General features: G+C 45.7%; 21 protein-coding genes and 10 tRNA genes. 4 read left to right on the forward strand and 27 right to left on the reverse strand.

Translation table 11 applies throughout. The annotated features are described in order from the left end of the window. Positions 1–32 precede the first annotated feature (32 nt). The 7 genes from rpsG to fkpA form a co-directional block, all read right to left on the reverse strand. Positions 33–503 carry a 30S ribosomal protein S7 gene (rpsG, locus tag IX91_RS13470; protein ID WP_004415829.1) on the reverse strand — a complete coding sequence of 157 codons (471 nt, stop codon included), beginning with the start codon at positions 501–503 and terminating at the stop codon, positions 33–35. 97 nt (positions 504–600) lie between these two features. Continuing rightward, positions 601–975, reverse strand: coding sequence for a 30S ribosomal protein S12 (rpsL, locus tag IX91_RS13475; protein WP_004399892.1), 375 nt, complete (start codon positions 973–975; stop codon positions 601–603). Between the two features lie 188 nt (positions 976–1,163). Further along, positions 1,164–1,439 carry a sulfurtransferase complex subunit TusB gene (gene tusB / locus IX91_RS13480; protein WP_004743177.1) on the reverse strand — a complete coding sequence of 92 codons (276 nt, stop codon included), beginning with the start codon at positions 1,437–1,439 and terminating at the stop codon, positions 1,164–1,166. A 7-nt stretch (positions 1,440–1,446) separates the two neighbouring features. After that, positions 1,447–1,803: a sulfurtransferase complex subunit TusC gene (gene tusC, locus IX91_RS13485; RefSeq protein ID WP_004743176.1), complete on the reverse strand. Its 357-nt coding sequence runs from the start codon at positions 1,801–1,803 to the stop codon at positions 1,447–1,449. Next, the gene (gene tusD, locus IX91_RS13490) at positions 1,800–2,195 is read right to left on the reverse strand and encodes a sulfurtransferase complex subunit TusD (RefSeq protein WP_086017180.1); all 396 of its coding nucleotides are present in this window, start codon (positions 2,193–2,195) and stop codon (positions 1,800–1,802) included. The genes tusC and tusD overlap by 4 nt, the downstream gene beginning before the upstream one ends. Beyond that, positions 2,192–2,914, reverse strand: coding sequence for a helix-turn-helix transcriptional regulator (locus IX91_RS13495; RefSeq protein ID WP_004743174.1), 723 nt, complete (start codon positions 2,912–2,914; stop codon positions 2,192–2,194). The genes tusD and IX91_RS13495 overlap by 4 nt, the downstream gene beginning before the upstream one ends. A gap of 185 nt (positions 2,915–3,099) precedes the next feature. Next, positions 3,100–3,888, reverse strand: coding sequence for an FKBP-type peptidyl-prolyl cis-trans isomerase (gene fkpA / locus IX91_RS13500; RefSeq protein ID WP_004743173.1), 789 nt, complete (start codon positions 3,886–3,888; stop codon positions 3,100–3,102). A gap of 130 nt (positions 3,889–4,018) precedes the next feature. Between fkpA and IX91_RS13505 the strand changes: the two genes are divergently transcribed. Both IX91_RS13505 and IX91_RS13510 read left to right on the forward strand, forming a co-directional pair. Next, on the forward strand, positions 4,019–4,999 hold the full coding sequence (locus tag IX91_RS13505) for a WD40 repeat domain-containing protein (RefSeq protein ID WP_004743172.1): 981 nt from the start codon (positions 4,019–4,021) through the stop codon (positions 4,997–4,999). Between the two features lie 19 nt (positions 5,000–5,018). Then, positions 5,019–5,246, forward strand: a complete 228-nt coding sequence (locus IX91_RS13510) for a SlyX family protein (RefSeq protein WP_004743171.1) — start codon at positions 5,019–5,021, stop codon at positions 5,244–5,246. Positions 5,247–5,256: 10 nt separating this feature from the next. Here the strand turns inward: IX91_RS13510 and IX91_RS13515 are convergent, their stop codons facing one another. The 9 genes from IX91_RS13515 to tsaE form a co-directional block, all read right to left on the reverse strand. Beyond that, positions 5,257–5,442 (reverse strand): DUF2065 domain-containing protein, encoded by a 186-nt coding sequence (locus IX91_RS13515; RefSeq protein WP_004743170.1) that lies wholly within the window; start codon positions 5,440–5,442, stop codon positions 5,257–5,259. A gap of 62 nt (positions 5,443–5,504) precedes the next feature. Continuing rightward, the gene (hflC, locus tag IX91_RS13520) at positions 5,505–6,482 is read right to left on the reverse strand and encodes a protease modulator HflC (RefSeq protein ID WP_004743169.1); all 978 of its coding nucleotides are present in this window, start codon (positions 6,480–6,482) and stop codon (positions 5,505–5,507) included. Between the two features lie 2 nt (positions 6,483–6,484). Then, positions 6,485–7,675, reverse strand: coding sequence for an FtsH protease activity modulator HflK (hflK, locus tag IX91_RS13525; protein ID WP_004749061.1), 1,191 nt, complete (start codon positions 7,673–7,675; stop codon positions 6,485–6,487). 45 nt (positions 7,676–7,720) lie between these two features. Then, on the reverse strand, positions 7,721–9,010 hold the full coding sequence (hflX, locus tag IX91_RS13530; protein ID WP_004743152.1) for a ribosome rescue GTPase HflX: 1,290 nt from the start codon (positions 9,008–9,010) through the stop codon (positions 7,721–7,723). 40 nt (positions 9,011–9,050) lie between these two features. Next, positions 9,051–9,314, reverse strand: a complete 264-nt coding sequence (hfq, locus tag IX91_RS13535; RefSeq protein ID WP_004743153.1) for an RNA chaperone Hfq — start codon at positions 9,312–9,314, stop codon at positions 9,051–9,053. A gap of 189 nt (positions 9,315–9,503) precedes the next feature. Next, a complete protein-coding gene (gene miaA, locus IX91_RS13540) occupies positions 9,504–10,454 on the reverse strand; it encodes a tRNA (adenosine(37)-N6)-dimethylallyltransferase MiaA (RefSeq protein ID WP_004743154.1) in 951 nt (316 codons plus the stop codon). Beyond that, positions 10,451–12,415 (reverse strand): DNA mismatch repair endonuclease MutL, encoded by a 1,965-nt coding sequence (mutL, locus tag IX91_RS13545; RefSeq protein ID WP_004743155.1) that lies wholly within the window; start codon positions 12,413–12,415, stop codon positions 10,451–10,453. Before mutL ends, miaA begins: the two co-directional genes overlap by 4 nt. 14 nt (positions 12,416–12,429) lie before the next feature. Further along, complete coding sequence (locus IX91_RS13550) at positions 12,430–14,154, reverse strand: LysM peptidoglycan-binding domain-containing protein (protein WP_004743156.1); 1,725 nt, start codon at positions 14,152–14,154, stop codon at positions 12,430–12,432. After that, positions 14,148–14,612, reverse strand: coding sequence for a tRNA (adenosine(37)-N6)-threonylcarbamoyltransferase complex ATPase subunit type 1 TsaE (gene tsaE, locus IX91_RS13555; protein WP_004743157.1), 465 nt, complete (start codon positions 14,610–14,612; stop codon positions 14,148–14,150). Before tsaE ends, IX91_RS13550 begins: the two co-directional genes overlap by 7 nt. Before the next feature lie 198 nt (positions 14,613–14,810). Between tsaE and queG the strand changes: the two genes are divergently transcribed. Continuing rightward, complete coding sequence (gene queG / locus IX91_RS13560) at positions 14,811–15,923, forward strand: tRNA epoxyqueuosine(34) reductase QueG (RefSeq protein ID WP_004743158.1); 1,113 nt, start codon at positions 14,811–14,813, stop codon at positions 15,921–15,923. Positions 15,924–16,604: 681 nt separating this feature from the next. Here the strand turns inward: queG and IX91_RS13565 are convergent. The 10 genes from IX91_RS13565 to IX91_RS13610 all read right to left on the reverse strand — a co-directional run bounded on the left by IX91_RS13565 (position 16,605) and on the right by IX91_RS13610 (position 17,686). Further along, a tRNA-Gly gene (locus IX91_RS13565) sits at positions 16,605–16,680 on the reverse strand. Positions 16,681–16,718: 38 nt separating this feature from the next. After that, a tRNA-Gly gene (locus IX91_RS13570) sits at positions 16,719–16,794 on the reverse strand. A gap of 3 nt (positions 16,795–16,797) precedes the next feature. Then, positions 16,798–16,874: transfer RNA gene (locus IX91_RS13575), tRNA-Met, on the reverse strand. Positions 16,875–16,916: 42 nt separating this feature from the next. Next, a tRNA-Gly gene (locus tag IX91_RS13580) sits at positions 16,917–16,992 on the reverse strand. An 18-nt stretch (positions 16,993–17,010) separates the two neighbouring features. Further along, a tRNA-Met gene (locus tag IX91_RS13585) sits at positions 17,011–17,087 on the reverse strand. A gap of 38 nt (positions 17,088–17,125) precedes the next feature. Then, a tRNA-Gly gene (locus IX91_RS13590) sits at positions 17,126–17,201 on the reverse strand. A 94-nt stretch (positions 17,202–17,295) separates the two neighbouring features. Then, positions 17,296–17,372, reverse strand: a tRNA-Met gene (locus IX91_RS13595). Positions 17,373–17,413: 41 nt separating this feature from the next. Further along, positions 17,414–17,489: transfer RNA gene (locus IX91_RS13600), tRNA-Gly, on the reverse strand. Positions 17,490–17,492: 3 nt separating this feature from the next. Continuing rightward, positions 17,493–17,569: transfer RNA gene (locus IX91_RS13605), tRNA-Met, on the reverse strand. Positions 17,570–17,610: 41 nt separating this feature from the next. Next, positions 17,611–17,686 (reverse strand) — tRNA-Gly (locus IX91_RS13610). Positions 17,687–18,004: 318 nt separating this feature from the next. Here IX91_RS13610 and IX91_RS13615 point away from each other — a divergent pair. Further along, positions 18,005–18,715 carry a hypothetical protein gene (locus IX91_RS13615; protein WP_004747637.1) on the forward strand — a complete coding sequence of 237 codons (711 nt, stop codon included), beginning with the start codon at positions 18,005–18,007 and terminating at the stop codon, positions 18,713–18,715. Positions 18,716–18,755: 40 nt separating this feature from the next. Here the strand turns inward: IX91_RS13615 and orn are convergent, their stop codons facing one another. Beyond that, positions 18,756–19,301 (reverse strand): oligoribonuclease, encoded by a 546-nt coding sequence (gene orn, locus IX91_RS13620; RefSeq protein ID WP_004747635.1) that lies wholly within the window; start codon positions 19,299–19,301, stop codon positions 18,756–18,758. Positions 19,302–19,391: the final 90 nt, after the last annotated feature.

The raw sequence follows: 19,391 nt of genomic DNA on the forward strand, positions 1-19,391 counted from the left end.
CGCCGCGAGGGTTCCCGCGGCACTGAAAGGTATTACCAACGGTAATGTGCGAACGCTTTGTTTGCGTCAGCCATGCGGTGAACGTCTTCACGTTTCTTAACCGCAGTACCTTTGTTCTCAGACGCGTCTAGCATTTCAGCAGCTAGGCGTTGAGCCATAGATTTTTCACCACGCTTGCGCGCAGCTTCAACCAACCAACGCATAGCAAGTGCGTTACGGCGAACCGGACGTACTTCTACAGGTACTTGGTAAGTTGAACCACCTACACGGCGAGATTTAACCTCTACCGCTGGGCGAACATTTTCAAGAGCTTCTTCAAATACAGCTAAGTGATCTTTACCAGATTTCTCAGCCATTGCATCTAGTGCAGTGTAAACAATTTTCTCTGCAGTAGATTTCTTACCGTCAACCATTAGGATGTTAACGAATTTTGCCAGCAGTTCAGATTTGAACTTTGGATCTGGAAGGATCTTACGCTGACCGATGACGCGACGACGTGGCATGGATTTTCTCCGTTGTCTTCTTCAGGTTATCCAAAACTTTTCAGTTTCTTCAAAAATTAAAAATAATTTAGTGTTTGGCCTTACTTAACGGATACCATTAAGATTTTGGACGCTTAACACCGTACTTAGAACGACCTTGCTTACGGTCGTTAACGCCAGCACAGTCTAGTGCGCCGCGAACTGTGTGGTAACGTACACCCGGAAGGTCTTTTACACGACCGCCACGGATTAGAACAACTGAGTGCTCTTGAAGGTTGTGACCTTCACCACCGATGTACGAAGTCACTTCGAAGCCGTTCGTTAGACGAACACGACATACTTTACGAAGTGCTGAGTTAGGTTTTTTAGGTGTAGTAGTGTAAACACGAGTACATACACCACGTTTTTGTGGACACGCTTCTAGTGCAGGCACGTTGCTTTTAACAACTTGCTTTGCACGAGGCTTACGTACCAACTGGTTAATAGTTGCCATTAACTAGCTCCTGATTTACTTGAAAGTAAGCTTTGTGAAAAATCTATCCCTAACTGCCAGTGGCACTTAGGGACGCAAAATTCTATTCAGAGGTGAGAGGTGTGTCAAGAAATATACGGATCTTTTTTGCTCAATTTTGGCGAAATAAGTGTAAAAGGAAAACGACACGGGATAGTGGGGAAATGAAACTATTCCCACGTAACAGAATTGGGCTGTTCAACGGTCAGTTCAACAAAGCCTTCAAAGTCTACTCGAACAATAGAAGGACTGATTCGATTGGCAATACCACGTGCCTCAATATCGGCCTCTAGCACAGATGTATTGAGTCCTTTCACACGAGGAAAAGCAAGGTGCTGCGGGTTTGCGGCATAGACAGCCTGTTCCACCAGCAGTACTTTGTCTGTTTCAGTAGCTACTCGGCTCACATCTTCTAGTGCTTGAACCGTTTTAACGATATGTAACATAGAACACCTAAAAGGTAAGGACTTTATCTGCTTGATGAAGTTGAGCACTCAACGCTAATGGATCAAGTGGCTGAGCCGCAATGACTAAGTCAGCTTGCGCTAGCCCTCTTTCTAATAGCGAGGTCTCACATACATAGACTTGCTCGATGTCGTAAAGGTCAAAGAGCTTCAGCATTGGTGAGTAGTCTTTACTAAGAATCTCCGCGGTTTGCTGGCCAAGCAGCAGTTGATATACCCCATCGCCCATAAATACGACACTAATGTCTTCACAGTACGCTGAAGCAGCAAGCAGTGCATCAACCCCTTCACGTCCTGCTGACGAGCTATGAGGTGCACTACGGAATAGATAAGTTAGCTGACTCAAAACTGTACCACTCGATCTTGAACTAACATCGCCTCAGCCAAACTGCCAAGCCCTGCTTGATGAAACCCTTCTGCTAAGTTGCTTTGCGCCAAACCATGCTGGCTAGCTTCATCTTGACTCACCACACCTCGACGCAGAGCCGCCGCAACACAAGTTTCCAAACGCACATTGTGCTCTGCCGCTAAAGTTTGCCATGCCGTGACTAAGTCGAACTCATCATTGGCTGGTACTGTGAGAGCACTGCCGTTGGTTACACCATCTTGATAGAAAAACACGCTGACCAATGAATGCCCTTTCGCAATCAGCGCCTTCGCGAACTGATATGCGCTTCTCGCGGACTGACTGCCGTAGACAGGACCATTCACCACCAAGGTGTAAGTCAAACCACTCACTTTTCGTCATCCTCAGTTTTGCGCTGACGAATGTAGAGGTAAACGGTGTGTTTAGAGATATTGAGGCGGTCAGCGACACGGTTAATCGCATCTTTAATGTCAAAGATACCCTTGTCGTACAGCTCCATCACAATCTGACGATTCTTAGTATTGTTCGAAACGGATTTGTCAGCATTGATTTCTTCAATGGTGCGCTCAACGGTTTGGTCAACGAGTTCTTCGACATCGCTAGCGAAGTTAACTGATGATGCCGCTTGTTTTGCTTCTTCAGTTGGCATAAATGACTGCAGCACCTGCGAGAATGGTGCGTCAAGATTGACGTTCACACACAGCAGACCAATCACTCGGTTTTCCCCATTACGGATGGCTACCGTAATAGATTTCATCAGTACCCCGCCCTTCGCGCGAGTAAAGTACGAACGAGAGAAGTTTCTTTCCGAGCCTTCGATGTCACGCAGCATTTTCAATGCTAAGTCCGTAATCGGTGAACCAACCTGACGACCCGTGTTTTCACCATTGGCAATTTTAATCGCCGACGTATTAAGATCTTCAAGTGAGTGGAGAACGATTTCACAAAACGGGCCAATTAGGCTCGCAATGCCATCAACGACTGCTTCATAAGATCTCAGAATGATTTTGTCATGCTCACTAAATGGCATCACATTGACAGATTCCATTTCGAGCAACATATCCGTGTTTACTGTTTCTGTAGTTGTCACTTCTTTAAGCCTTAGCGCGAAAAATCAACAAATTGGTGTAAGTTTATCAGAAATTTTGATAAGCACACCTAGCTAACCCACTATCTAGTGATTTAGGACAAAAAATTGCTTTATTACATTGTGCAATTTCTCGCAATAAAAAAGGCCTGGCAAAAACCAGACCTTTTAAAATCAGTGATTAAGGCTTACTGAACAGCTTCTTCACCGTTATCGATTTTTAGCAGCTCAACTTCAAATACTAGTGTTGAGTTAGCTGGAATCGTTGGCGTATCTTGTTCGCCGTACGCTAGCTCTGGCGGGATAACAAACTTGAACTTAGAACCCACAGGCATTAGTTGAACGCCTTCAGTCCAACCAGGGATAACGCGGTTTAGTGGGAAAGTCGCTGGTTCACCACGATCGTATGAGCTATCAAACTGAGTACCATCGATCAACGTACCTTTGTAATGTACTTGAACTGTATCGGTATCTTTTGGTTGCTCACCTTCAGCAGGGGTCATTACTTGGTAAAGTAGACCAGTGTCAGTCTTCTTAACACCTTCTTGCTTTTCAAACTCAGCGCGGAAATCAGCACCTTCTTGCTTAGCAGCCGCTGCTTTTTCAGCCGCTTGCTTTTGCATAGTTTCAGCAACACGCTTGTCTAGTGCTTCTAGTGCCGCGCGAGTTTCTTCTTCGTTAAGCTCTGGGTTACCGGCAAATACGTGCTCGATACCTTTAAGAACAAGATCTTTATTTAGCGTGATGCCAATTTCGTTTGGCTTGTCTAGGCTAGTGCTTAGGTAGTTAGCAAAAGAGACACCAATCGCGTATGCCGCTTTGTCATCTTCTGTTGCAAAAGAAACCGTCTTAGCTGTTTCTGCTTGCACTTGCTCTGCCGCTGGTGCTGTTTCTGCTTTTGGTTCTTCTTCTTTTTGACAGCCAACAGCGAGTGCAACAGTTGCAGCAAGCAGTGACACTTTAAAAATCGATTTCATTTAACTCTCCAATTGAGACTTTTGTCTTTGTGCACAAATCTTTAAGAAACACTGGTACACATTTGAATGTTGTACCAATATAACCAATATGCGTCTTAATTAAACGTAAACAAGCGGATATTTGGACTTAATGCGTATAATTTTTAACTCAATAATCATCACGATTGTCATTACAGCGTTAAATGGGTGTTTTTTCTCCGCTCAAGACAGCCAGCGATGGACTATCGAACCGAAAGGCACCACTAGCTTTGCATTAAGCCGCGATGCTCGTTTCGCCCTTCTTTACTCTAAAGAACACCAACTTGTTTTATGGGATCTGGATGAAAGCCAAGAGCTCGCTTCATTGGGCGCTCAAGATCCCCAATCCAGTACCGTTTCACGTATCCGAATTTCAGATAATGGCCGCTTCGCGGTAACCGCAACACAAATCAACTTCGCAGTCTGGGACTTGGCCTGGACACAAGCTGAAGGACTTTGGTCAATTTCCGACGGCTTAATCCGCGATGTTGATATTGCCAGTAATGGCGATCAAGTGCTGCTTGGTCTATCCAATGGCAAAGCCATCTACGTCAACTTAGTCACCGGTCGCCGCCTAGAGTTCCTTGCCCACAATGAAAAAGTCAACTCGGTTGCCCTTTCTCCCAACGGGCGGTTTGCTCTCTCAGGCGGTAATGACTACAAAGCGCACCTGTGGGATACCAATACTGGACAGATATTAAAAACCTTTGAACATGAACAGAGAGTGAACCGAGTCGCCCTACAGCGTGATGGCAAATACGCTTTCACTTCCGACGGAGGTAACCAAGCGATTATTTGGGATCTCACCACAGGAGAAGAAATGTCTAAGTTACGCAGCTTCTCTCGCCAGTTGATTTTCTCAACCGCTCGCTTTTCAGATGATGGTCAATACCTTGTCACCGGAACCCCATCGAGCCGGATCATGGTTTGGGATACTCACACGGGTAAGCGAGTCGATGGATTTGAAGCGGAACCACTAAAAGATACTCGCCCTCCACGCGCAGTGGTGTATGATGCTGCCTTTGATAGCCAAAACCGAGTGATCTCGGGGACATCGGCTGGTATCGCCCAAGCTTGGGATGTGGATTATTAACAGCAAAGATCAGTGAGCCATGACAGAAAAGCGAGTTGAACAATTAGAAAGCCGCGTGAATGACCTAGAGTGTCAATTGGCTTTCCAAGAGCAGACCATTGAAGAGTTGAACGATGCGCTTAGTCAGCAGCAATTGTTGATCTCAAAAATGCAGGACCAAATGAAATACGTGGTGGGTAAAGTGAAAAACATGGACACCTCAAACGTTGAAAACCCTGCCAATGAGCCGCCACCACCTCACTACTAAGCTCTACAAACTAGCCAAACACATAGGCAATGACGGCTCCAGCGACCACTAAACAGCCACCAATTCGACGTAGCTGATTGTCTGGCTGTTGACTAAGTTGAGCAACCATATTGCGCCAACCGTTTGGAGCGATCAGTGGGCCAAGTCCTTCAACAATAAGTACTAGGCCAAAGGCGAGCCATAGAGAGTTCGACATAGATTTCCTACCATAAAAAAATAAAGGCTCCATTAAGGAGCCTTTATACTATCAGAGTTTATTTACTTCGCTTCTGCGCCAGTCGCGTTATTCATGTACTGGAAGAAGTCACTCTTCGGATCCAATACTAGGATATCGCTCTTATCGCTGAATGATTTCTCGTAAGCTTTAAGAGAACGCATAAAGCTAAAGAATTCTGGGTCTTTGTTATAAGCATCCGAGTAGATTTTCGCAGATTTCGCATCCGCTTCACCTCGTGTTACACGTGCCGTCTTGTCTGCTTCTGCTAGAACTGTAGCCACTTCAAGATCAGCTTGTGCACGAATAACTTCTGCCTTCTCACGACCTTGAGAACGGTGCTTACGCGCAACAGATTCACGCTCAGCTCTCATACGGCGGTAGATAGACTCACTGATTTCGTCAGGTAGGTTGATTTTCTTCATACGGAAATCAACGATCTCAACACCCAAGTCTGTCATTGCGCTGTCTGAAGTACCGACAAGAACGTTTTCCATAATTTGGTCACGCTCACCGTCAACTTCTAGCGCTTCTAGAGCGGCTTCAGTTGTCACTTCTTCGCTGTCTGCACTCTCAGGAAGTACATCTTTGTTACGCGGGCCAGAAACAATCTGCTTGATCTCACGAGCACCAATTTCAGAACGTAGTACGTCGGTGACTTTACGTTCAAGTAGCGCTTCAGCTGTCAACGCATTACCCCCACCTGTGGTTAGGTAGTAACGACCGAAGTCTGCGATACGCCATTTAACGTAAGTATCGATCAGAACGTCTTTTTTCTCAGACGTTACGAAACGGTCAGAACGGCTATCCATTGTTTGGATACGCGCATCTAGCGTCTTCACTCGGTCAAACAGAGGCATCTTGAAATGCAGACCAGGCTCGTAAATCTTCGACACACCGTTGTCATCAAGAACACGACCAAATCGAATCACCAATCCACGCTCGCCTTCTTGAATCACGAATACTGACATTAGCAGTAGAACAATGGTAACGACTAATACAGGGATCATTAACTTACGCATTCTTAATATCTCCCTTGACGTGAACCAGTTGAACGAGATTGCGAGTCTGAAGTTGTCTCATTTGTCTGAGTTTCTAGCTCAATTTGATCGTATGCAGAAGAAGACTTCGTGCTACGTTTGGTTTGAGTCTTACCTTCACCAGCCAACTTATCGATTGGCAAGTAAAGCAGGTTGCCACTTGATTCAGAATCAATCAGAACCTTAGAAGTGCTACTGTAGACTTCTTCCATCGTGTCTAGGTATAGACGGTTACGAGTAACTTCAGGTGCTGCTTGGTATTCAGGAAGTAGCTTCTCAAACTGCGCTACTTGACCAAGTGCTTCATTCACTACGCGCTCAGAGTAACCCAGTGCCTCTTTCTTCAAACGCTCAGCTCGACCCGTCGCTTTTGGAAGAATATCGTTACGGTAAGCTTCTGCTTCACGCTCAAAACGCTCTTCATCCTCACGCGCTGCGATAGCATCATCGAATGCGTCTTTAACTTGCTCAGGTGGACGTGCAGACTGGAAGTTGACGTCAACAATGACGACACCCATATCGTAGCTATCTACGATTTCATTTAACGTTTCCTGAGTGCTTTGACGAATTTGCTGACGACCAGTCGTCAGGATGCTATCCATCAGAGAGTCACCAATCACTGCACGAAGCGCAGAGTCGGTCGCTTGGCGTAAGCTGTCGTCTGCGTTGGTTACGCGGAATAGATATTTGTACGGGTCAGCAACACGGTACTGAACATCCATCGCAACCGTAACTACGTTTTCATCTTTAGTCAGCATTAGACCTGATGAACGTAGTGAGCGAATCGCCTGTACGTTAACCGGTGACACTTCATCAATGAAGCGCGGACGCCAGTTTAGACCAGGATCGACAACGCGATCGTATTTACCGAGACGTAGCACTACGCCACGCTCTGCTTCGCCGATAGTGTAAAAGCCAGCGAAGAACCAAATTGCTATTGCGATTGCTGCGATAACACCAAAACCTAGTGCTCCGCCACCGCCAATAGACGATCCTTTACCGCCTTTGCCACCACCAAACTTTCCACCCAGTTTCTGACTCAGTTTATTAAATACTTCGTCTAAGTCTGGCGGTCCTTGATCACGGCCACCTTTGTTACCACGATTGTTATTACCCCAAGGGTCATTATCGCGGCCATTGTTGCCGTTGTTATTACCAGGCTCATTCCACGCCATTAGAAAGCTCCATCATTTGATATGACGTTATACTGTAGCAGTCATTTAAGTAACTATAAAGTCACGTAAAACTGCCCCTTCTCTTTTTTCAAGTCTAGACCAATCCACTTGTTGCATGCGAACATTAATCAACAAGTTACCTTCCTGGTCATATTCTTCTCGTTGAATACATTTCATCTGGAAGAATGTACTACGAATTCGCCCTTGATGTTGTGGCGGGATTCGCAATTGATACTGAACCATTTGACTTGCGAGACGCTCAGTCAACGCATCAAACAGCAGCTCAATACCTATGCCTTCCATTGCAGAAACCCAAACTGCGCGAGGAATTCCTTCCTCATCACGTTCTATACGAGGTTTCTGGTCTTCTAGATTATCAATCTTGTTCATGACAACCAGAGACGGTACCTCGTGGGCATCGATCTCTTCTAGCACTTCATGAACAGCTTGAATATTCTCACGAAAACGGTCGTCGCTGGCATCTACAACATGTAACAAAATGTCAGCTTCTTGAGTTTCTTGCAGTGTTGCTTTAAATGCAGCAACAAGATCGTGCGGAAGATGACGAATAAACCCTACCGTATCGGCTAAGATTGCCGGGCCAACATCCGCTAGCTCTATTTTACGTAAAGTTGGGTCTAGCGTAGCAAACAACTGGTCTGCGGCATAAACGCCTGCTTCTGTAATACGGTTAAATAGGGTCGACTTACCTGCGTTGGTATAACCCACTAGGGAAACAGTCGGGATTTCCGCTCGATTTCGAGCACGGCGACCTTGTTCACGCTGTTTAGCTACTTTCTCTAAACGGCGCAGTATCGCTTTAATACGATCACGCAATAGACGTCGGTCAGTTTCTAACTGAGTTTCACCTGGACCACGTAAACCGATACCACCTTTCTGTCTTTCAAGGTGCGTCCAACCGCGGATCAATCGGGTTGAGATATGGCGAAGCTGAGCAAGCTCAACCTGCAATTTACCTTCATGAGTTCGGGCGCGTTGAGCAAAGATATCGAGGATCAGACCTGTACGGTCAACCACACGGCACTTACACAACTGTTCGAGGTTACGTTCTTGGGCAGGAGAGAGGGCGTGATTAAAAATCACAATATCAGCGCCAGATAACTGCACAGCCTGTGCAATCTCTTGAGCCTTACCCTCTCCGACATAGTATTTAGGGTGTGGAGACTGGCGACTTCCAGTTACAACTTGTAACGCAGAAACGCCAGCTGAAGAGACCAACATCTCAAATTCGCTGAGATCTTCCCACTCCCCTTCTTGCGTGAAGTTGATATGAACAAGTACGGCTCGCTCACCGGCTTCATAACGGTCAAACAAGCAATCAACTCCTTACAAACAAATATGGTAATTCAGAGAATTAATCTTCTGATTTCTCTTGCTGACGATCACCTTGAGGACGATCACCGCTGTGGTGGCTCACTGGGCGAGCAGGAACTACCGTAGAAATAGCGTGCTTGTACACCATTTGGTTAACAGTGTTTTTCAGCAAGATAACAAACTGATCAAATGATTCGATCTGGCCTTGTAGTTTAATTCCGTTTACAAGGTAGATAGATACTGGAATACGTTCGCGACGTAATGCATTTAAGAATGGGTCTTGTAGAGATTGCCCCTTAGCCATTTTTATTTTCCTTATTTTGTAATTTTGTTTTAGTTATTTAGCTAGTGGTGCGCTGCATTAAAAGATGCGGCCTTTGCTCTGAGCTAAACGAATAAAATAACACCCTGTCGCTACTTGTTATGACGGCTTTAAAGCGAAATTTCAAGTAACAGATCCTTTACAGGGCACATTCACGCAAAAGCGATCACATTATACACAGCTAAAACCTTCAGATGCTATGGCATTTGAGACAGTTTCTAGCGCGTGTTCAATGTTTTCACTATCTAACCAAGTTAAATCATCCCAGCTGCGTAACCAGGTGATTTGTCGCTTGGCCAATTGACGGGTTGCACAGACGCCCTTAAAAATGGCTTCATCTAACGTGCAGTTCCCATCCAAATAGTCCCACATCTGCCTATAACCTACACAACGAATCGAAGGTAGATCTGGGTGAAGATCGTCGCGAGCATATAGCGCACGCATTTCATCTTCAAACCCCGCTTCGATCATCTTCTCGTAGCGCAGCTCAATTCGGCGATGGAGCTCTGCCCTTTCCTTGGGAGCTATTGCAAACTGTTTAACTCGGTACGGCAGGCTTTCGCCCTTAGTTTGAGTTAACTCAGTAAGAGTTTTACCTGAAATTCGATAAACTTCCAATGCCCTAGACAATCTTTGTGGATCATTCGGGTGGATTCGCTCTGCTGAGACAGGATCAATTTCTTTTAACTGATCGTGTAATTTATCCCAACCCAAAGCTAAAGCTTCTTGCTCTATCTGTTGGCGAATTTCAGTATCCGCGGCTGGCAGTGGCGATAACCCTTCCAGTAACGCTTTGTAGTAAAGCATGGTGCCACCTACGAGAAGTGGGATCTTGCCTTGCTCTACAATTTTATTCATTTCATTCAGCGCATCACGACGAAAATCAGCAGCAGAATAGGCTTCACTAGGATCAAGAATGTCGATCAAGCGATGCGGCGCTTGGGCTTGTTCCTCGGCATCAGGTTTTGCCGTACCAATATCCATTCCTTTGTAGATCAGTGCTGAATCAACTGAAATGATCTCTACCGGGAATTTCTGGCGTAAACGAATCGCAAGATCCGTTTTTCCTGACGCTGTTGGCCCCATTAAAAATAGAGCTAAAGGTAATTCTGTGTTGTTCATAATTCTAACGCTGCAATCGTTGCAGAAAAGTCTACTGGCTTAACAAAGGTTTGGTCACTAAGTGGAAGTCTTCCCTGCCACAATTGCTCTACATCAGCAATGATCTGGATGGCTTCCGACAAAGTGTAGTCACTTTTTACCTGAGTAATATGATCACTAAGCCATTTTGCTAACTGGGTATGTGACAGCGGCTGTGAAGCGGCTTGGCACGAGACCGCGTAAGATAGCAGATCTGGCACCAGTTGTTGCAAGTTTTGTTGCCTCAATGGTTGGGGCACCCCCATTACCATCAGCGCCTTATTACCGCGTGCTTTTAGCTCAATGCCGAATGTATCGAGCGTTGGCTGAAGCGCTTGCGCAACTTCCAGCAAAGCGTAATCTAACTTAACCGACAATGGAACTAACAGCGGTTGGCTTTTTAAATTGCCTTCGCGCGTCGACAATTGACCATTAACCCTAAGCCACTCTGCTTTAGCAAGGTTAACTAAACGCGTTCCTTGCTTATCTGCCATCACAAGATATCGACCTTGTACGACATGGATTGCTTTTCCTAACGATTCGACAACCTGAGTGTCAACTTGTTCATTTGAATTCGTCTTTGCCGCTGGAATTTGTGCTTCTTCAGCTTCAGCGATCTCCGGCGTTTGGAGTAATTCCTGATAGGCTTTCACTTCCTGCTTACTCGGTGCAGGTTCGCTATAGCGCTCAGTGACTCTTGGCTTGTTTAGCGGGCGAGATTCTTGCCATTCATTTCTTGGCTGCGCTTCACGCACACTCTCTCGACTTTCGGCATAATCGGCTTTACCGGGATAAGAAGGCACTGATTCAATTGCGCGATATTCTTGTTGAGAAGTACGATTTGCCACTTCACTAGGTGCGGAAATGGGCTCTGGCTCATCCGTAGGGTTTGATGGCTGCTCTACATGGAATGCAGACGCGGTTTGTTCAGGCTTATCAATATGGGCACTTTGAGCCAAGGCATCACTCAGCGCTTGGTAGATGAAGTCATGCACAAGACGCGCTTGATGGAAACGAACTTCATGCTTGGCAGGGTGCACATTGACATCGACTTGATGTGGATCGAGTTCGATAAAGAGCACATATGTCGCAAACTGATCAGGGCGCAGGCTAGTCTCATAGCTTTGGCGAATCGCGTGATTGATCAGTTTGTCACGCATCATGCGACCATTAACGTAACAGTATTGCAGATCGCTTTGCTGACGAGCGCCCTCTGGCGTGGTAATCCAACCATGCAGTTTGAGCCCTTGATGCTCTAGCTCTATTTTAAGCATATTACGCACAAAGGCGTTGCCACACACAGCTGCAATCCGCTTTTCTGCCTGCGCCTCAGTTTTCGCCGCGCGATACTGCTTAATGAGTTTGCCGTTGTGTCTGAGATTAATGGTGACGTCGAAGCGGCTCAGCGCAATCCGTTTCAATAACTCATCTATATGGGTGAATTCAGTTTTCTCTGTACGCAGAAACTTACGCCTCGCCGGCGTATTGAAGAACAGATCAAGCACTTCAACCGTGGTACCAATGGGATGAGCAGCAGGCTGAAGCTTAACCTGCATCTCACGACCTTCACTGTACGCTGACCATGCTTGCTCTTGCGTCGCGGGTCGTGAGGTCATGGTTAAACGAGCAACAGAACTGATACTCGCTAAGGCTTCACCACGAAAGCCTAAGCTAATGATCGCTTCCAGATCGTCAAGGGTGTGAATCTTCGACGTCGCATGTCGACTTAACGCCAGACTTAACTCATCTTTGACGATCCCTTTGCCATTGTCGCGCACACGGATCAGCTTGGCGCCGCCCTTCTCGATATCAATATCAATGCGTGTTGCGCCAGAATCTAAGCTATTTTCCACCAACTCTTTGACTACAGAAGCGGGTCTTTCTACCACTTCGCCCGCCGCGATTTGGTTGGCAAGGCGCGCAGGAAGGATCTTAATCGTCACGTCTGGCACTCACTCTAGTTGTGGGGAATGATCAACACCTGACCAACCGCCAACTGATCAGAACGCAAGTTATTGGCTTTGCGAATGTTGTTCACACTGACCTGATACTTGCTGGCAATTTTACCCAAGAACTCACCACGCTTAACTGTGTGCTTACGCAGTGGTTGATCTTTCATACTCACAGTAATCTTTAACTTTTGCCCAAGTTTTAGTGTATCGGACTTGAGCTTATTTTCTTTCTTAATAGCAGCAACCGAAACTTTGTACTTCTCTGCGATCTTTCCTAGATACTCGCCACGCTGTACTACGTGAGTCAGAGTCTTAGTTTCAACTGGATTTTTAATTTGTGGCACCGAGATAGACTTACTTGAGCCCGGAATCGTCAGGATCTGACCAATGGCTAAACTGGTACTCTTGAGCTTATTGGTCTGCATAATCGCTTTTGTCGATGTGCCATACTTGCTGGCTATCAACGACAGCGACTCACCGCGTGCCACTTTGTGCTTGATGGTTTTACCGCGATTAGCAAACAGAGTGCCTTCCGGAGGGTTTGCCTCAAAATACTGGACAATTGCCTTAGCAAGCGAGCGCGCCAGTTTGTCTTGGTGACTACGCTGGAACAACAACCTTTCTTCAGTCGGGTTAGTAATAAAGCCTGTCTCAACGAGTACAGAAGGAATATCTGGTGACTTCAATACTGCCAAGCTTGCGTTAACCGGATCTTTCTTGTGCAGCTTGATACCCGCTCGCGTCATTTCTCGCAGGATCTTCGTTGCCAGTTTATAACCTTCTTTTTGTGAGTGGCTAAACTGTAGATCTAGTAGAGTCTGACTGACATTCCTATCGTTATTGTTCTTTGAAAGGACTTCTCCAGCCCCACCTAGTAGTTGAGATTGTTCCTCATGATTCTCTACCCAACGCGCTATCTCCGAGTTTGCTCGACGAGTATTCAAGACAAATACTGAACCACCACGCGGTTGAGGCGTATGGAAACCATCGGCGTGAATCGAAACCAGTAAGTGTGCTTTGTTACGGCGAGCTATCTCTGAACGTTTGTTTAAATTGACAAAGTAGTCACCGCCTCGGGTCAGTACGGCTTTCATTCCCGGCACAGCATTGATTTGGGCAACGATCTTCTTAGAGATTGCTAAGGTCGCATGCTTTTCATATTTTTTGCTCGGACCAATTGAACCTGGGTCTTCACCACCATGACCAGGGTCAATCGCCACCACGATATCTGCCGTTCCGGCCAACTGAGAAGCATCACGGCTCACTGTTGTTGAGCTGCTTGATTTTGCAGGAGTTGAGGTTGCTTTCTTCTGACTGCCATGAGGCATATCGATCACAAGACGGTGACCATACTGTCCCCCCGGAGTGGGTGCAAGCTTAAACAGTTGAGGAGTCACTTTTCGTTTTAGCTCAAACACCAAACGATAAGTGCCTTTATTGGGCGGAGAGCTTTTACGGATCTTTTTCAAGACTGGACTATCGGTGATGTTGATAGGCAGCTTAGTGCTCAGAGACGTTTTCTTTAAATCAACGACTAAACGCTCTGGACTAGAGAGCGTAAAATAGCTGTAGTCAGCTTCTGATGAAAGATCGATGACAACACGTGTCTCATCAGGAGAAGGCCAAACACGAATCCCTTCTAGCGCGTTTGCGAATGCAAAACCGGGCGCAAGAGTAAGAGCAAGAAGAAATGGAAAGAAAACAGCTCTTATAAAAGTACTCTTCAACATAACTCCAACTGTTCTAATAATTGACATCCGTACTGATTATTTGCCGTCAGTACAACAACACGTGCCTCTCCGTCATAACGAAGATCAATATCCAGATCGGCTTCTGGCAGCAGACCTTGTCCTTTCTCAGGCCACTCCACCAAACAGATAGCATCTGAAGTGAAGTAATCACGGATCCCCATAAACTCAAGTTCTTCAGGATCCGCTAAACGGTAAAGATCAAAATGGTAAACCTGCCACTGATCCAGCTGATAAGGTTCAACAAGAGTGTAAGTTGGGCTTTTCACATTGCCTTCATGACCAAGCGCGCGAACAAAACCACGACTAAATGTCGTTTTACCTGCACCCAAATCACCGTGTAAGTAGATGGTGGTTTGTTGAGAGCACAAGTGTGCCAATGCTGTCCCTAATTGAATCGTTGCTTGTTCATCTTTAAGGGCAAATTGTTTGGTGGTCATGAAGATCAATCTCTACGCTGTGACTATATAAAAATCAAAAGAACAGGAATAGTAAACTGGGTTGGAATTGAGAGACAAGAGATCTTGTGTAAGTAAAACGAAAAATCAGCGATTTCTTGCCATTTTTCGCTTTTCCTTGGCTAGATCCTGCATATAAGATCCGTTAAGATCCTGCCCCCTTTACCCGGAGCAATCAGAATGAACTACCAAGAGCTCGCAGACAAGATCAAAATTTGGGGCCAAGAACTTGGCTTCCAAAAAGTTGGCATCTGCGATGTAGATCTCTCTGAGCATGAAGCTGAACTACAAAAATGGCTTGATGCAGGCTATCACGGGGAAATGGACTGGATGGCTCGTCACGGAATGATGAGAGCGCGTCCTGCTGAACTACTACCAGGTACTGTCCGTGTCATTAGCGTACGTATGAACTACCTGCCTCCTGAAGCGCAATTTGCCGCCAACCTGTCGGATCCGACTCAAGCCTATATAAGTCGCTACTCTCTTGGGCGTGATTATCACAAGTTAATCCGCAACCAGTTAAAAAAGCTCGGGCAAAAAATAGAACAAGAAGTTGGCAGCTTTGGCCACCGACCTTTTGTCGATTCCGCGCCGATACTTGAAAGGCCTTTGGCGCAGAAAGCCGGATTGGGCTGGACTGGAAAACATTCACTTATTCTAGATAAAGAGTGTGGCTCATGGTTTTTCCTTGGTGAGTTGCTGATAGACCTTCCTCTTCCAGTCGACGAACCCAGCGTTGATGAATGTGGCAAATGCAAAGCTTGTATTACCTCATGCCCGACGCAAGCCATCGTAGATAATGGTATTGTCGACGCAAGGCGCTGTATCTCCTACTTAACCATTGAATTCGACGGCGTCATCCCAGAAGAGTTTCGCAAAGCCATGGGCAACAGAATCTATGGCTGTGACGACTGCCAACTTGTTTGTCCTTGGAACCGCTTCTCAGATTTAACCGCTCAGCCAGACTTTCACCGTAGAGAGGCATTGACCAATGCGAATCTCGTTGAGCTATTTAAATGGGATGAAGCGACTTTCTTAAAAAATATGGAAGGTTCAGCTATTCGCCGTATCGGACATTTACAATGGCTAAGAAACCTGTCGGTCGCCATGGGAAATGCTCCATACTCCATCAACATCATTGAAGCGCTGGAAAATCGCCTCGGCCTGAGTGAGACTTTAGATGTACATATTCAATGGGCTCTAGAACAACAACAAGCTCAAACCCCAACACAATCAACTAAGCTAAATAGGTTGATTAGAATTGTCGAAAAAGGCTTACCACGCGATGCATAATGCTTGCCGAACTTAGCCACTCAGAGTTTGACCTAGCTCCAAAAACCAAAATGTGGAAAAAAGAAAGAACGATTACTCATTTTCTTACAGATGGAGAAGTTAATCACAGTGGTAAGAAATGACTAGGATCAAAAAACAGTGACTTAATGATCGTAAACACCTACTAAGCCAAGCTAGGCAAAACATAAAAATAACTTAAAATTCAACAAGTTAAATTAAATTTAAAGTTAGGTAGGAAAGTTTCAAAAACAAAAAGATCGTTTTAGTCAAGCGTTATACATGAATAAAAATCAGGTTACCCACCAAGTTATCCACAATTAGACATCTGTGGATAAGTCTGTTGACTAACATGCCAAACCCTAGCTCACATAATGCTTGCTATTGATTCTGACTGAGCACATCTCGTGCTGAGATTTAATATTGAGACATAAAAATGCCCACCTAAAAACTAGGAGGACTTTTTTTACTGATTTGGGGTTCATGCTTCGCAGCATTAGCTAAAGAGCGGTGACCGTAAGGTCTATTCAAATGAAAATCATTTGAAGGAGATTTGGAGCGACACACGAGGTTCCCTATTCATAAACAAAAAGGCGTGACCTCAACCTTGGCAAGGTTGCGCTCAATCAAACTGAGCGGGTGTTGCATCTTTATCACCGTTAAGCACGATGAAGGCTATCAAATTGGAGCGACACACGAGGTTCGAACTCGTGACCTCAACCTTGGCAAGGTTGCGCTCTACCAACTGAGCTAGTGTCGCATCTTTGTCACCGTTAAGCACGATGAAGGCTATCAAATTGGAGCGACACACGAGGTTCGAACTCGTGACCTCAACCTTGGCAAGGTTGCGCTCTACCAACTGAGCTAGTGTCGCATTTGGTTGCGGGGGCCGGATTTGAACCGACGACCTTCGGGTTATGAGCCCGACGAGCTACCAAGCTGCTCCACCCCGCGTCCGTATTGTTTCACCGTTAAGCACGATGACAGCTTTAAATTTGGAGCGACACACGAGGTTCGAACTCGTGACCTCAACCTTGGCAAGGTTGCGCTCTACCAACTGAGCTAGTGTCGCATATTCTCATAAGAGAATTGGTTGCGGGAGCCGGATTTGAACCGACGACCTTCGGGTTATGAGCCCGACGAGCTACCAGGCTGCTCCATCCCGCGTCCATAATCATTGTTAAGCACAATGAAAGCTTTAAATTTGGAGCGACACACGAGGTTCGAACTCGTGACCTCAACCTTGGCAAGGTTGCGCTCTACCAACTGAGCTAGTGTCGCTTTGGTTGCGAGGCCGGATATAAATCGATGACCTTCGCGAGGTTTTATGAATAGCTGAGCCCGACGAGCTAGCGAATCACAACACCTAAAAATTTGGTTGCGGGGGCCGGATTTGAACCGACGACCTTCGGGTTATGAGCCCGACGAGCTACCAAGCTGCTCCACCCCGCGTCCGTATTCACCATTTAAGGCATGATGAAAGCCTTCAAATTTGGAGCGACACACGAGGTTCGAACTCGTGACCTCAACCTTGGCAAGGTTGCGCTCTACCAACTGAGCTAGTGTCGCATTTGGTTGCGGGGGCCGGATTTGAACCGACGACCTTCGGGTTATGAGCCCGACGAGCTACCAAGCTGCTCCACCCCGCGTCCGTATTCACCATTTAAGGCATGATGAAAGCCTTTAAATTTGGAGCGACACACGAGGTTCGAACTCGTGACCTCAACCTTGGCAAGGTTGCGCTCTACCAACTGAGCTAGTGTCGCATCAACAACGTTTCCGTCGTTCAGGGCTGCGAATTATAAGAGCATTTTTTTGTGATGCAAGTCCTTCATGCAAAAAAAATCCATTTTTTTCCTGTTTGGATGAAAAGCGCACATCAATCATCAAAACAGCTTGAAATTTAAACGAAATGCATTTCGTTAAATAACATAAAAGTAACCTCACCTATGCTCAAATTGGGATATTGACCTGCATTTTGGTGACTTAATGTCGCTGATGAATGCAAATTTTAATATAACTATTGGCTATAAAAGCCTCGTTCCAATGGTTACAAGATTTCTCCTAGTTAAGGTTCAGTGTCCATGTCGTTGCAAAGGATTGTTTTTCGAACGCTCATACCCTTATTTGTCGCTACGCTAATTGTTGGTTGTGGCTCTATGCCTAAACCCATGCGTAACCTCGGCAAAAGTGACGTTGATTTTGTTATGGATGTTCATGCGAGACAGCTAAAGATACAGATGATGGAGCTGACACGAAAACTCTACATCCGCAATCCAATTCAACTGCATAAGAATCCGCAAGCAACCATAGAAAGTCGCATTACCCAGATTTTTGGTTCTGAAGAGAGTATCGAACTTCCCTCTTTAGTTTTTGATGAGCTTAATGGCGTCACTGGAATTGATGCAATATTGCTAAGTTTTGATGAGAACTTTCAGGGAGACCGAGTATTTGCCGCTATCGTCGGCCTATCAGAGATGCTGCGCCGTTCATACAACCACCAGCAAGAGTTCTTTATCATCGATTCATTAGATGAGCAGTCTTTATATAACAGTGCGCGAAACATAGAGATCTTCGTGTGGCGACTCTATCATCGCAAAGACCAGTATGGAAACCCGCTGATTTACAGTAATGATACCGATGAAGATGGCGGTGATATCAGCTTTGACCGCCGATTCACTAAGATGGTCATGATTCAAGATATGATGGCACTCATCGTTGCAGACAAAACAAATCGAGGGATTACCAAGGTAGTCCATGGTGTTGCTCAGTTTGCTTTCCTCCCCGTGCCATAAACAAAAACGCCAGCGAATGCGCTGGCGTTATTAAAGTCGATTAAATTGAGAAAATCGTTTTACGGTAGTACTGAAGTTCGGCTATCGACTCTCGAATATCGTCTAACGCAAGGTGACTGCCTGTTTTCGAAAAGCCATCGAGTACTTCAGGCTTCCAACGACGAGTAAGTTCTTTCAACGTACTCACATCAATGTAGCGGTAGTGGAAATACTGCTCAAGCTCGGCCATATGCTTGTACAAGAAACGTCTGTCTTGACCAACACTGTTACCACAAATTGGCGATTTACCTTTAGGTACCCATTTTTCTAAAAACTCAATCGTTTGACGAATAGCTTCTTGCTCATCGATTTTACTTTCGCGTACACGCTTAACCAAACCACTGCCTGTATGCGTTGTTGTGCACCACTCATCCATTTTAACCAGCTCTTCTTCTGGCTGATGAATGGCAAGTACAGGTCCTTCAGCTAAAATATTCAATTCACTATCAGTCACTATGGTGGCGATTTCGATAACTTTGTGGGTTTCTGGGTCCAGTCCTGTCATCTCAAGATCAATCCAAATTAAATTTTGATCGCTAAAGGACATAAATCGTTGCCTATTGGTTTTGTGCTAAAAGAGGTACTATACCCAAATTCCGATACCCAAGATAGATTGAGATACTCGCTGTCAGACAGG

The organism is Vibrio tubiashii ATCC 19109, from assembly GCF_000772105.1.
GTDB lineage: Bacteria > Pseudomonadota > Gammaproteobacteria > Enterobacterales > Vibrionaceae > Vibrio > Vibrio tubiashii.